A 13,366-nucleotide genomic window follows, 5' to 3' on the forward strand; every position below is an offset into this window, starting at 1 on the left:
AAGTCTCTCAGGCCCAGTATTCCCACCGGTTACGAGGACGTGTCCAGCTTCACACGGGCGGCCACCGGAAGGTGATCGCTGCCGGTGCGCGGCAGCGTCCAGGAGCTCTCCGGCTCCACTCCCCTGACCATGATCTGGTCGATCCGCGCCATCGGGAACGACGCCGGCCAGCTGAACCCGAAGCCACTGCCCGCCGCACCCTGCGTGGAGCGCATCTGCGAGGTGACCCCGTTGAGCGAGCGGTCGTTCATCGTGCCGTTCAGATCGCCGAGCAGGACCACCCGCTTCAGCGGCTCCTCGGCGATGGCCTCGCCGAGCGCGTCGGCGCTGGTGTCGCGCTGCCGGGCGGTGAAGCCGGCCTCCACCTTCACCCGGACCGAGGGCATGTGGGCGACGTACACCGCGACCTGCCCCTTGGGCGTCGACACGGTGGCACGCATCGCACGCTCCCAGCCCAGCTTGATGTCGACGGCCTGCACGTCGGTCATCGGGTACTTGCTCCACAGGCCGACCGTGCCGACGACCGCGTGGTGCTGGTACGTCGGCGCGAGCGCCTTCTCGTACACGGGCACCTCGCTGCCGGGGACCTCCTCCAGGGCCAGGATCTCGGCACCGGAGGAGGCCACGGAGCGGGCGGTCGCCGGGGGGTCGGGGTTCTCCGCGTTGACGTTGTGCGTCGCCACCATCAGGTCGCCGCCCGAGCCCGACTTGTCGGTGAGCAGCCCGCCGAAGAGGTTCAGCCACACGATCGCCGGGAGGAGTACGGCGATCAGCGCGGTCGCCGACTTCCGGATCAGGCCGAGCAGCAGCAGCACCGGGACGGCGAGGCCCAGCCAGGGCAGAAACGTCTCCGTCAGGCTGCCGAGGTTGCCCACCTTGTTCGAGATGTGCGAGTGCAGCAGCATCACCAGGGCGAGGAGCAGGGCCAGCACCGCGAGGACGATGCCGCGGCGCCAGATGCGTGGATCGCCACGCCATCCTGAGAAGAGCCGACGCATCAGGCGCCGAAGCCGGGATCCCGGTCGCTCGGGCCCCGAGCCGCCGTCCGCCGTCTCCGTCATGTACGCCTGCTGCGCCATACCGTCTGCCTCACTGCCTGCCGTGCACACCGTCGTTCCCCCGTGTGTTCTTCCGACCCTAGGGGATGATCGGCTCCGGACCCGCCGTCCCATGACGGCCGTACGGAAGACGAGGACGAACGGGGCGAGGCGGCGAGTTCCAGCTGCCCCAGAAACGCGGGGGGCTGTGACAAAACGCGCACATGAGTGCTACGAGGCTGTCGAGCTGACAGGCCGTAGGCCGTCCAGGACCCGGTCGACGATCTCCTCCGCCAGCCCCTCGGGCAGCTCGGCGTCGGGGCGCATGATGGCGCGCACCAGCATGGGGCCGACGAACATGTCGTTGGCCAGTTCCAGGTCGACGTCCGGCCGCAGTTCGCCGTTCTCGCGCGCCCGGCGCAGCACCTCCATGGCGAGGGCGCGACGGGGTGCGACGACGGTGGCGTGGTACTCCGACCAGATCCTGGGGCTGGACTTCATCTGCGCGTACACGTTGTGCAGGATCGCCGAGGAGCGGCTGGCGAGGCCGCGGCGGCGCAGGGACTCCAGCAGCACGACGAGGTCGTCGCGCAGACAGGTGCCGGGAAGTTCGGGGTCGGGGGGCTCCGCGGCGCGTACGACGTCGACGAACAGCTCTTCCTTGCCGCGCCAGCGGCGGTAGATGGTGGCCTTGCCGACGCCGGCCGTGCGCGCCACGCGCTCCATGGAGAGTTCGGCGAGTGGTACGCCGTCCTCCAGGAGCTTCATCACGCCTTCCAGGATGGCCCGTTCCGCGGCCTCGCTGCGGGGGCGTCCCCGCACGGGCCCGTCCGGTCGCGGCCGGCTGCCGGCAAGGCTCACGTCGATCCGTCCTCTCCCTGTGCTGCGGGCATTGTCCCGCAGCCGCCTCCTTCCCCCGTGAAAGCCCGTGCCCCGCGTCACTCCGCGGCCGAGACCAACTCCGTTTCCTGCTCGCCCTGCTGAGCGGCCGGCGCCTTGCCCGGCAGGAACAGGGCCGTCACCACGGCGCCGATCAGCGCGACGCCCACCCCGCACAGGGCGGTGACGTGCATGGCGTGCAGGAACGCGTCGTCGGCGGGGGTGACCAGGGCCTTGCCCTGCGGGCCGAGCTTGCCGGCGATGCCGAGGGTGGCCTCGATGGACTCGGCGGCCTTGTCGCGCAGGGCCGGCGGCAGCATGCCCAGCTTGCCCTCGATGCCGTTGCGGTACGAGGTGGCGAGCACCGAGCCGAGCACGGCGATGCCGAGCGCGCCGCCGACCTGGCGGAAGGTGTTGCTGAGCGCGGAGGCCGAGCCGGCCTTCTCGCGCGGCAGGGCCTGCATGATGACGACCGAGGTCGGCGTCATGATGTGCGCCATGCCGGTGCCCATCAGGAAGAAGACGACCTCAAGCAGCCAGATCGGTGTGTCGGCCTCGAAGGTGGCGAACATGGCCAGCGTCGCCGCGATCAGCACCAGGCCGGCGGTGGTGGTGGCCCGGTTGCCGAACCGGTCGACCAGCAGCCGGGCGCGCGGCGCGAAGATCAGCTGGGCGAGGGCGAGCGGCAGCATCAGCACGCCGGACTCCAGCGGCGAGTAGCCGCGCACGCTCTGGGTGTAGAAGACACCGAAGAACGTGACGCCCATCAGCGCGAAGAAGACCAGCGCGATGGCGCTCATGGCGGCCGAGAAGACCTTGTTCTTGAAGTAGGTGACGTCGAGCGACGGGTGGTCGCTGCGCCGCTCGAAGACGACGAAGCCGGTGAGGACGAGGAGACCGGCGATGATGGTCGCCAGCACCTTCGCGTCGGTGAAGTCGGCCAGCTCGCCGCCCTTGATGATGCCGTAGACCAGCAGGACGAGGCCGACGACGGACAGGACGACGCCGACGGGGTCGAGGCGGCCGGGCCTCGGGTCACGGGAGTCGGGCACCAGCACGGTCATGAGGACCAGCGCGACGATCACGATCGGCACGTTGACGAAGAAGACCGAACCCCACCAGAAGTGGTCGAGAAGGGCACCGCCGGTGATCGGCCCGATGGCGATCGCGAGGCCCACACCGCCCGCCCAGATACCGATGGCCTTCGGCTGCTCCTCGCGCTCGAAGACGTTCATCAGGACGGCGAGGGTGGCCGGCATGACAAAGGCGGCACCGAGGGCCATCAGCGCGCGGTAGGCGATCAGCTGGCCGGGCGAGCCGGACTCTGCGGCGAGGGCGGAACCGATGCCGAACACGGCGATGCCGCCGAGCAGCACCTTCTTGCGGCCGAGGCGGTCGCCGACGAGGCCGGCGGTGAACAGCAGGCCGGCGAAGACGAGGGTATAGGCGTTGATCGCCCACTCGATCTGGCCCTGGGAGGCGCCGAGGCCGGTCGGCGCGGGGCTGGAGATGGTCTTGATGGCGACGTTCAGGATCGAGTTGTCGAGCACCACGATGAGCAGGCTCAGCATCAGCACGCCGAGGATGGCCCATCGGCGCCGGTGCACCGCTTCCGGTATCCGGGAGGCAGGGGCAGGGACGGGACTTGTCATGCGTTCGAGCCTACGACCATTTCGATACGGAACGGTCTCGTATCTTACTTCTTTACCAAGGACTTACACCGCTCGCTTCCGGCCACCGCTCGCTTCCGGCCACGGACAGGGATCACAGGGGGCGCCCCTGGTCCTGACTGGCACGAGGTGCCACCATGGAACCGATCCGGGGACGCCGTCAGGGCGCCTCGAGATGACTGAAGGAGCCGTTGCCATGACGCAGCTTTCGGCTGCCCAGAACGCGCAGAGCGCGCATTCCGCATCCTCCGACGGCAGCAAGGCGCTGTACGGAGGGAAGAGCACCCGACGCATCACCGTCCGCGACATCACCCTCGCCAAGGAACGCGGCGAGAAGTGGCCCATGCTCACCGCCTACGACGCGATGACCGCGTCCGTCTTCGACGAGTCCGGGATCCCGGTGATGCTGGTCGGCGACTCGGCGGGCAACTGTCACCTCGGGTACGAGACGACCGTACCCGTCACCCTCGACGAGATGACGATGCTGTCGGCGGCCGTGGTCCGCGGCACGCGGCGCGCCCTGATCGTCGGCGACCTCCCGTTCGGCTCCTACCAGGAGGGTCCGGTGCAGGCGCTGCGCTCGGCGACCCGGCTGGTGAAGGAGGCCGGGGTCGGGGCGGTCAAGCTGGAGGGCGGCGAGCGGTCGCACGAGCAGATCCGGCTGCTGGTCGAGTCCGGCATCCCGGTCATGGCCCACATCGGGCTGACCCCGCAGTCCGTCAACGCGATGGGCTATCGCGTGCAGGGGCGCGGCGAGGAGGCGGCGCAGCAGTTGCTGCGGGACGCGAAGGCGGTCCAGGACGCGGGCGCGTTCGCGGTCGTCCTGGAACTCGTCCCGGCGGAGCTGGCGGCCGAGGTGACGCGGGTGCTGCACATCCCGACGGTCGGCATCGGTGCCGGCCCCGAGACGGACGCGCAGGTCCTGGTCTGGACGGACATGCTCGGCCTGACCTCCGGCCGGGTCCCGAAGTTCGTCAAGAAGTACGCCGACCTGCGTGAGGTCATGGGCAACGCGGCGAAGTCGTTCGCGGAGGACGTCGTCACCGGAACGTTCCCCCTGGAGGAACACTCCGTCCACTGAGCCACTGCGGCAACACCCCGGCAGCCCCGCTGATCTTCCCCCGTCAGCGGGGCTGCCCCCTTTTGCGTCCGGACGTTGTCGGTGGCTGTAGGCGGCCTGTCGGTGGTTTGTCGGTGGGCGCTGGCACTGTCTGACGCATGACGCGAATCGAACACAACCCCGTCGGCGCGAGCCACGCAGTGACGGTACGGGGACTGGTCAAGCACTACGGCGAGACCAAGGCGCTGGACGGTGTCGACCTGGACGTGCGCGAGGGCACCGTGATGGGTGTGCTCGGGCCGAACGGCGCCGGCAAGACCACCCTCGTACGGATCCTGTCCACCCTGATCACCCCGGACGCCGGACAGGCCACCGTGGCCGGCTACGACGTCGTACGGCAGCCGCGGCAGCTGCGCCGGGTGATCGGACTGACCGGACAGTACGCCTCGGTGGACGAGAAGCTGCCCGGCTGGGAGAACCTGTACATGATCGGCCGGCTGCTGGACCTGTCCCGCAAGGACGCCCGCGCCCGCGCCGACGAGCTGCTGGAGCGGTTCTCCCTCACGGACGCGGCCAAGCGGCCTGCCAGTACGTACTCCGGCGGTATGCGGCGGCGGCTGGATCTCGCCGCCTCTATGATCGGCCGCCCGGCCGTCCTCTACCTCGACGAGCCCACCACCGGGCTCGACCCCCGTACCCGTAACGAGGTCTGGGACGAGGTCAAGGCGATGGTCGGCGACGGCGTCACGGTGCTGCTGACCACCCAGTACATGGAGGAGGCCGAACAGCTCGCCTCCGAGCTGACCGTGGTCGACCGCGGCAAGGTCATCGCGAACGGCAGGATCGAGGAGCTGAAGGCCAAGGTCGGCGGCCGTACCCTCCGCGTGCGGCCCGTCGACCCGCTGCAGCTGCGCCCGCTCGCCGCCATGCTGGACGAGCTGGGCATCACCGGGCTCGCGAGCAGCACCGTGGACCCCGAGTCCGGGACGCTGCTGGTGCCGGTCCTCAGCGACGAGCAGCTGACCGCCGTGGTCGGCGCGGTCACCGCGCGCGGCATCACGATGTCCTCCATCACCACCGAACTGCCCAGCCTGGACGAGGTGTTCCTGTCCCTCACCGGCCACCGTGCCGGTGCCCCGCAGGACGCCACGCCCGCCGACGACCGCCAGGAGGTCGCCGTATGACCGCCACCGCAGCCACTCCCGTCGCCGACGTCGACGTCCGTATCCCGCTGCGCGGGCATCTGCGGCACACCGGCGCGCTCATCCGGCGCAATCTGCTGTGGATACGCCAGGACCCGGAGTCGATGTTCGACGCGCTGCTGATGCCCGTCGTCTTCACGCTGCTGTTCGTGTACGTCTTCGGCGGCTCGATCGGCCAGGCGCTGGGCGGCGGCCAGGGCCAGTACGTGCAGTACGTCATCCCCGGCATGATCGCGATGATGAGCATGACGCTCTCGCAGGGTGTCGGCACCGGATTCAGCCAGGACTTCAACAGCGGGGTCATGGACCGGTTCCGCACGCTGCCGATCGGCCGCGGATCCGTGCTGTTCGCGAAGATCGCCGTCGAGCTGGGGAGGATGCTGTTCGCGACGGTCATCCTGATGGTCGTGGCCGTCCTGGTCGGTTTCCACATCACGCACTGGACGGGCCTGTTCGCCACCGTCGGTCTGTCCGCGCTGTTCGCCTCGTCGATCATGTGGGTGTTCCTCACCCTCGGCGTGATGCTGAAGAGCGCGCAGTCCGTGCAGGGGGTGGGCTTCCTGGTCCTGTTCCCGCTGCAGTTCGGGTCCTCGATCTTCGCGCCGACCAGGTCGATGCCGGGCTGGCTGCGGCACTTCACCGACTACAACCCGCTGTCCACGCTCGCGGACGCGGCCCGCGGGCTGATGGTGGGCGGCCCGGTGGCGCACGACGTGTGGGTGACCGTGGCCTGGTCGGTGGCGATCACGGCCGTCATGGGACCGGTCGCGATCCACAAGTTCCGCACGAAGAACTGACGTTCGCCCGCCAGGAAGAGTGCGGCTCAGAGCAGGGCGGTGGCCTCCACGAGGGAGAGGCCACCGCCCTCGGCGTACGCGGCCCGGTAGACCGGCTCGTCCAGGGCCTCCCGGATCCGGGCCTCGGTCAGGTTCCGGACCTGGAGCTCGGTCCCGGAGGCGACGTGCCCGGGCGGCATCATGGCGTCGGCGGCACCCAGGCAGCGGGCGGCGTCGGCGGCGCGGCCGCCGCCGTCGACGCGGGCGAGGGCCATCGCCGCGGTGGTGAGGCAGACGGAGTACAGGTGCGGGGTGATGACCTGGGCCAGGGGGTCACCGGCGAGCCCCAGCGCCTGCGAGGTCCGGTCCAGGGCGTCCTCGGCACGGCCCTCAAGGGCGTCCAGCCAGGCCTCCTGGGTGAGGATGACCGAGTCGAAGACGACGAAGTGCGCGATGCTGAACTCCTCGCGCAGCAGCAGCAGTTGCTCACGGGCCTCCGCGATGCGCCCGGTCAGGCCGAGCTGGGCCGCGAGGAACAGCCGGGCGGCGGGCATCGCCTCGTTGTGGACGCCGTCCTGGCTCGCGATGACGTCCCGGAGCAGTCGCTCGCCGCGCTCGGCGTCGCCGCTCTCCATGAGCACGCTGCCGAGGCGGGCGCGGAGGATGGCCATCTGCCCGCGGGCACCGAGGCGTTCGGCGTGTTCGACGGCCGCCTCGTAGTCGGCCGCGGCCTCCCGGTAGGCGCCCTGGCGTTCATGGGCCTCGCCGCGGGCCGACAGTGCCTCGGCGGTGCCCCAGGCGTCACCCAGGCGGCGGAAGATCTCCAGCGCCTCATCGGCGTCGCGGGTGGCGTCGCCCGCCCAGGCGGAGCGGTTGGCGAGGGTGTTGGCGCGCATCTGCAGGGTCGCGGCCAGTTCCCACTCGAAGCCGGGGGTCTCCCGGCAGGTCCGGACACAGGCGTCCGTGACGGTCCGCAGCGCGTCCAGACCGCCGGTCAGCATCACCGCGTAGAACCACAGGATGCCGGGCGCGCGGCAGGTCTGCGGCAGCCCGGGCTGGTAGACCCGGGTGATGGCGCGCAGCTTGGCCTGCGCCTGAGCGGTCTGCCAGGAGTCCAGCTCGGTGTCCATGCAGGCGAGATGGGCCAGATGGACGCCGCGGCGGGCCTCCAGGAGGACCTCGCCGGTGTACGGGGGCGGGGTGTCGGTGCACGGCCGCCACACCGGGTGGGCGGGGCGGACCGGTTCGGCGAACGGGTCGGGGCCGAGCGCCATGACCTCCTGGCACCTGGTGCGGGTCTCGATGCGCTGGTCGCGCATCTGCCAGAACCACACCAGGGACAGCGTCAGGCACAGCGCCTCCTGCTCGTCCCCGGCGGCGACGGCGTGCCGCAGGGCGGTGCGCAGGTTCTCGTACTCCAGCTGGAACCGGTCGATGGCGGTGCGCTGTTCGGGGCCGCGCAGCAACGAGTCGGTGGTGCGGCCGAGTTCTCGGTAGTACGCGAGGTGCGCGCGCTCGGCGCCGGCGCGCCGGCCTGCCTCGTCCAGCCGTTCGCCGGCGTACTCGGCCACGGTCTCCAGCAGCCGGTAGCGCATGGCCGCATCGGCCGAAGGAGCGGCCACCACAAGGGACTTGTCCACCAGCGAGCCGAGCGCGTCCAGGGCGGCCGGGCCGCACACGGCCTCGGCGGCGGCCAGGTCGCAGCCGCCCGCGAAGACGGACAGCCGGGCGAGGACGTCCCGTTCGTCCGCGTCCAGCAGATCCCAGGACCAGTCCACGACGGCCCGCAGCGTCTGCTGGCGGGGCAGCACGGTGCGGCTGCCGGAGGTGAGCAGCCGGAAGCGGTCGTCGAGCCGGTCGGCTATCTGCCGCGGGGTCAGCATCCGCAGGCGCGCCGCGGCCAGCTCGATGGCGAGCGGCAGGCCGTCGAGTCGCCGGCAGATCTCGGCGCAGGCCCCGGGATCGTCCTCGACACGGAATCCGGGCCGGGCGGCCGCGCCGCGGTCGGCGAGCAGCCGCAGTGCGACCGGCTCGGGCAGCGGCTCCACAGGCCGCACCAACTCCCCCGGCACGCCGAGGGGTTCGCGGCTGGTGGCGAGGACGGTCAGCTCCGGGCAGCGGGCCAGCAGGCGCTCGGTGAGGTGGGCGGCCGCCTCGATGACGTGCTCGCAGTTGTCCAGGACGATCAGCATCCGGCGCCGGGCGCAGTGCTCCACGATCCGTTCGAGGGGGTCGTCGTAGCGGTCGGCGACCGCGCGTATGCTCTCGGCCCCCGCGCCGTGCAGCACGGTCTCGCGGGCGCCGATCGCGGTGAGCACGGCCTGCGGTACGGCCTCGGGGTCGTCCACGGGCGCGAGTTCGGCCAGCCACACCCCGTCCCGGGCGGTGTGCCGTACCGCGTCGGCGGCCTCCTGGGACAGCCGGGTCTTGCCGGCGCCGCCGGGCCCGAGCAGCGTGACCAGGCGGGCGGTGGTGAGATCGGCGCCGATGGCCTCGATGTCGGACTCCCGGCCGACGAAGGAGGTGAGCCGGGCGGGCAGGTTGCCGAGGACCCGGCGCTCCGGCTCCCCAGGAGCTTCTGTCAGCAACTCGGTGTGCAGGGCGCGCAGTTCGGGGCCGGGGTCGGAGCCGAGCCGGTCCGCGAGCAGCCGTCGTACGTCCTCGTAGGCGGCGAGGGCCTGGGCCGGGCGGCCGGCGCCGCGCAGGGAGCGCAGCCGCAGCGCCTGCAGCGGCTCGTCCAGCGGGTGGTCGTCGCACAGCGCGGTCAGCTCGGGCAGGGACTGCACGGCGTGGCCGAGGGCGAGGGCGGCGGTGTGCCGGGCACGCAGGGCGTCGAGCCGACGGGTCTCCCAGCGGGCCGCCTCGGCGGTGTGGTCGGGCAGGTCGGCGAGCGCGGGGCCGCGCCACAGGGCGAGCGCGTCGTCCAGGACGGCGGCGGCCTTGGCCGGGTCGCCGTCGGCGAGGGCCGCGAGGCCGTCGCCGGTCAGCCGCTCGAAACGGGTGAGGTCGACGTCGTCGGGGGCGGCGGTGAGCCGGTAGCCGCCCTCGGCGGAGGCGACGGCGTCCGCGCCGAGCGTACGGCGCAGCCGGCCGACCAGCGCCTGCAGCGCCCCGGCGGCGTCGGCGGGCGGGTCGGCGCCCCACACCTCGTCGACCAGCACGGCGGCGGGCACGGTCCGTCCGGCGCGCAGCGCGAGGACGCCCAGCAGGGCACGCAGCCGCGCCCCGCCGACCGGGACGGCCGTACCGTCGGGGCGGAGTACCTGGGTGGTGCCGAGCAGGCGATAGCGCACGGGGTCCATTGTCTCCGGGGACGGCCGTACGCCGCTTGCGGGTTTCAGATGCGCATGAACTGGTAGGCACCGTTCTCCGGCTGGGTCAGGAGCGTCCAGGTGGCTGTGCGGACGTCGACGATCAGATACGCCGGGATTCCTCGCAGCGCGTAGTGCTCAGGCTTGGTTTTGTAGTCGCGGTTCTTGTTCTCGGGCGAGACGACCTCGACGACGCCTGGCAGCCGTTCCTCGATCTGGTTGGCGATACGCCGAGCAGTCGTCGTGTGCGCGTGGGTGACCGGTACCGAAGTGAGCCCGTTCCTGGTCAGCCGGAGGCGGGCACTCCTGGGCACCTCGATCCGGCCCTGAACCAACTCGACCCAGCCCTCGGCAACCGTCATGGCCACCTCCTCAGTCGACTCGAAATCAGCGTAGGGCTCAGCAGGAACCTCTGGCCGTCCGCGGGACGTTCCCCCCACATCACCGGTACGGTCGACCCCGCCCCGCCCGACCCATGACCAGGAGCCCGCCCATGACCACCGCCACCACCCGCCGCGGCGACCGCCGGGTCAGTCCCGTGTTCCTCGGGATCCTGGCCGTGACGGCGGTGACCGGATGGGCCACCTGGACCGGGTATGCCGCCCAGCCGGGCGTGGCGATCTTCCTGTTCGTGACGGCGGCCTGGATCGTCTCCCTGTGCCTGCACGAGTACGCGCACGCGCGCACGGCCCTGCACGGCGGGGACATCACGGTGGGCGCGAAGGGCTACCTCACGCTGAACCCGCTGAAGTACACACACGCGCTGCTGAGCATCGTGCTCCCGGTGATATTCCTGATCATGGGCGGGATCGGGCTGCCCGGCGGCGCGGTGTTCATCGAGCGCGGACGGATCCGGGGCCGCTGGAAGCACAGCCTGGTCTCGGCGGCGGGGCCGCTGACGAACGTCCTGTTCGCGGCCGTGTGCACGGCGCCGTTCTGGCTGCACGCCCTTGACGGCGTGCCCGCCGACTTCCAGTACGCGCTGGCGTTCCTCGCCCTGCTGCAGGTGACGGCGTCGATCCTGAACTTCCTGCCGGTGCCCGGCCTCGACGGCTACGGCGTCATCGAGCCCTGGCTGTCGTACAAGGTGAAGCGCCAGGTGGAGCCGTTCGCGCAGTTCGGTCTGCTGTTCGTGTTCGCGCTGCTGTGGGTGCCGTCGATCAACAGCGTGTTCTTCGACCTGATCGACGCCATCCTGCGCGGCCTCGGCGTAGGAGACTTCCCGCGTTACTGCGGCCAGGAGCTGTACCGCTGGTGGCAGGGCAACCCCGAGATCTGCCGGATCAACCCGTGACGGACTTGCCCTGCGCCGCGGCGGCCCGGCCGCGCTTGACGTAGTACCAGGTCATGTTGGACGTCAGACCCGCCAGCAGCACCCAGACGATCCCCAGCCAGCTGCCCCGGGTGAAGGAGACGACGGCGGCGGCCACGGAAAGGACGCAGACGACGAGGGCGTAGAGGGCGAGTCGCCGGGTCTGGGCGGGCGGGGGAACAGGGGGCATGGGGCTCGGCTCCTTGCGGGGGACACTGCTTCGCCGACCAGTGTCCCCCATGGGGTCATACGTCCGTGACGCGGAGGCCGGCGTGTGCCTTGTAGCGGCGGTTGACCGAGATCAGGTTCGCGACCAGCGACTCCACCTGGTGGGCGTTGCGCAGCCGGCCGGCGAAGACGCCGCGCATACCGGGGATGCGCCCGGCCAGCGCCTGCACGATCTCCACGTCGGCCCGCTCCTCGCCGAGCACCATCACATCGGTGTCGATCTGCTCGGTCTCCGGGTCCTGGAGCAGGACGGCCGACAGATGGTGGAAGGCCGCGGTGACACGGGAGTCCGGCAGCAGGGCGGCGGCCTGCTCGGCGGCGCTGCCCTCCTCGGGCCTGAGGGCGTAGGCGCCCTTCTTGTCGAAGCCGAGCGGGTTGACGCAGTCCACGACGAGCTTGCCGGCCAGTGCGTCGCGCAGCGCCTTCAGGGTGTCGCCGTGGCCCTCCCAGGGTACGGCGACGATCACGATGTCGCTGCGGCGCGCGGTCTCGGCGTTGTCGGCGCCCTCGACGCCGTGACCCAGCTCCTGGGCGGCGGCCTGGGCGCGCTCGGCGGCGCGGGAGCCGATGATCACCTTCTGGCCGGCCTGGGCGAGCCGGTAGGCGAGGCCCTTGCCCTGCGGTCCGGTGCCGCCGAGCACGCCGACGACGTACCCGGAGACGTCGGGCAGGTCCCAGGGGTCCTTGGCAGGGGCCTTGCCAGGGGTCTGTGCGCTGTCGGAAGAGGTCGTAGAGGTCATGGGGGCGACTCTACGTCCGTGCCGGGCACGGCACCGGTTCAGGTGAGCCGGTGCACCGGTACCCGGCGGAAGGTGAGGGTCTCGTAGGCGCTGAAGTCGCCGGTCTCGTAGAGGAGTCCGACCGTGTCCGTATCGACGCGGACCAGGTCCGAGTAGGCGGCCGGCAGCCCGTCGACGGTGTACGCGGTGCGCCAGGTGGTGCCGCCGTCGGTGGAGGCGCGGAGCGTCATCAGGGCGCGGAAGGCGGGGTCGGCCGGGCCGGAGTAGAGGAGCAGATCGGGGTCGCGGAGTTGCAGGACGGAGGCCTGGCAGACGGGGGCGGTCAGCCCTGCCTGCGGCCTGAACGGCCTGACCAGGGTCTGCCCGCCGTCCGTCGAGTGGGCGTCGGCGCGGTTGCCGGGCGAGCGCGAGTCGTTGCGGGTGTTGAAGTAGACGCGTCCGTCGGGGAGTGCGGCGGCGGTGGTCTCGTTGACGTTGATGTAGCCGCCGGTGTTCTCGTCGACGTATCCGAGGTGCCAGCTCTCGCCCCGGTCGTCGCTGAGCAGGCAGTGGCCGCTGTGGTACTTCGCCTCGGTGCCGATGTCGCCGCCGGTGGGCGGCAGGGTGTGGTTGGCCGGGACGAGTACGCGCCCGCCGGTGAGCTGGAGGGCGTGCCCGGGGGTGGTGGCGTACCAGCGCCAGCCGGGCCGCTTCACCTGCGCGGTGATCTCCTTCGGCGCGGACCAGGACATCCCGTCGTCATCACTGTGCCGCACCCACACCCGGCGCCCGTCGGCGTCCTCGACCCGGCCGCGCAGGATGGCGTCCTCGGTGGCGGAGGCGGCGGCCCGGATGTGCACGAGCAGGATCCGGCCGGTGTCGAGGACGACGGGGGCGGGGTTGCCGGCGAGGTGGTCGCCGTTGCTCGCGGCGACCTGGAGCGGCCCCCAGCTACGGCCGCCGTCCGCGGACCGCCTGAGCACGATGTCGATCTGCCCGTGGTCGGCGGCGGAGCCGGACCGGCCCTCGCAGAAGGCGAGGAGGGTCCCGGCGCCGGTGACCACGACCGCCGGGATCCGGAAGCTGGCGTAGCCCTCCTGTCCGGCGCGGAAGGGGACGGTGACCTCGGTCATCGGGCGGCTCCTCGGGTCGTACGGGACCGGATCGTACGG

At 71.5% G+C, this 13,366-nt stretch carries 12 protein-coding genes; 4 read left to right on the forward strand and 8 right to left on the reverse strand.

The annotated features are described in order from the left end of the window. Window positions 1–29: 29 nt before the first annotated feature. From AV521_RS17510 to AV521_RS17520, 3 genes are all read right to left on the reverse strand, one after another. Complete coding sequence (locus tag AV521_RS17510) at window positions 30–998, reverse strand: endonuclease/exonuclease/phosphatase family protein (RefSeq protein WP_371917045.1); 969 nt, start codon at window positions 996–998, stop codon at window positions 30–32. Between the two features lie 270 nt (window positions 999–1,268). Continuing rightward, the gene (locus AV521_RS17515; RefSeq protein WP_076089394.1) at window positions 1,269–1,898 is read right to left on the reverse strand and encodes a TetR/AcrR family transcriptional regulator; all 630 of its coding nucleotides are present in this window, start codon (window positions 1,896–1,898) and stop codon (window positions 1,269–1,271) included. A gap of 77 nt (window positions 1,899–1,975) precedes the next feature. Then, window positions 1,976–3,568, reverse strand: a complete 1,593-nt coding sequence (locus tag AV521_RS17520) for an MFS transporter (protein ID WP_179023180.1) — start codon at window positions 3,566–3,568, stop codon at window positions 1,976–1,978. Window positions 3,569–3,782: 214 nt separating this feature from the next. Here AV521_RS17520 and panB point away from each other — a divergent pair, with 214 nt between their 5' ends. The 3 genes from panB (at window position 3,783) to AV521_RS17535 (ending at window position 6,645) form a co-directional block, all read left to right on the forward strand. After that, window positions 3,783–4,667, forward strand: a complete 885-nt coding sequence (panB, locus tag AV521_RS17525; protein ID WP_076089396.1) for a 3-methyl-2-oxobutanoate hydroxymethyltransferase — start codon at window positions 3,783–3,785, stop codon at window positions 4,665–4,667. Between the two features lie 137 nt (window positions 4,668–4,804). Then, complete coding sequence (locus AV521_RS17530) at window positions 4,805–5,830, forward strand: ATP-binding cassette domain-containing protein (protein WP_076089397.1); 1,026 nt, start codon at window positions 4,805–4,807, stop codon at window positions 5,828–5,830. Next, window positions 5,827–6,645 carry an ABC transporter permease gene (locus AV521_RS17535; protein WP_076089398.1) on the forward strand — a complete coding sequence of 273 codons (819 nt, stop codon included), beginning with the start codon at window positions 5,827–5,829 and terminating at the stop codon, window positions 6,643–6,645. The genes AV521_RS17530 and AV521_RS17535 overlap by 4 nt, the downstream gene beginning before the upstream one ends. Before the next feature lie 26 nt (window positions 6,646–6,671). Here the strand turns inward: AV521_RS17535 and AV521_RS17540 are convergent, their stop codons facing one another. Then, entirely contained in the window at window positions 6,672–9,926 is a 3,255-nt protein-coding gene (locus AV521_RS17540; protein WP_076089399.1) for a BTAD domain-containing putative transcriptional regulator, read from the reverse strand. Window positions 9,927–9,961: 35 nt separating this feature from the next. Further along, window positions 9,962–10,297 (reverse strand): Uma2 family endonuclease, encoded by a 336-nt coding sequence (locus AV521_RS17545; RefSeq protein ID WP_076089400.1) that lies wholly within the window; start codon window positions 10,295–10,297, stop codon window positions 9,962–9,964. A gap of 131 nt (window positions 10,298–10,428) precedes the next feature. On the opposite strand from AV521_RS17545, the gene AV521_RS17550 reads away from it, so the two are divergent. Further along, entirely contained in the window at window positions 10,429–11,229 is an 801-nt protein-coding gene (locus AV521_RS17550; protein WP_076089401.1) for a site-2 protease family protein, read from the forward strand. On the opposite strand, the gene AV521_RS17555 is transcribed toward AV521_RS17550, so the two are convergent. From AV521_RS17555 to AV521_RS17565, 3 genes are read right to left on the reverse strand one after another with little or no spacing between them, the layout of a single operon-like run. Further along, window positions 11,219–11,437, reverse strand: a complete 219-nt coding sequence (locus AV521_RS17555; RefSeq protein WP_107480940.1) for a hypothetical protein — start codon at window positions 11,435–11,437, stop codon at window positions 11,219–11,221. The two genes, AV521_RS17550 and AV521_RS17555, sit on opposite strands and share 11 nt — an antisense overlap. 55 nt (window positions 11,438–11,492) lie before the next feature. Then, on the reverse strand, window positions 11,493–12,215 hold the full coding sequence (gene npdG, locus AV521_RS17560; protein WP_076089403.1) for an NADPH-dependent F420 reductase: 723 nt from the start codon (window positions 12,213–12,215) through the stop codon (window positions 11,493–11,495). Between the two features lie 38 nt (window positions 12,216–12,253). Continuing rightward, window positions 12,254–13,327: an exo-alpha-sialidase gene (locus AV521_RS17565; RefSeq protein ID WP_076089404.1), complete on the reverse strand. Its 1,074-nt coding sequence runs from the start codon at window positions 13,325–13,327 to the stop codon at window positions 12,254–12,256. Window positions 13,328–13,366 lie beyond the last annotated feature (39 nt).

It is taken from the genome of Streptomyces sp. IMTB 2501, assembly GCF_001953885.1.
Lineage (GTDB): Bacteria > Actinomycetota > Actinomycetes > Streptomycetales > Streptomycetaceae > Streptomyces.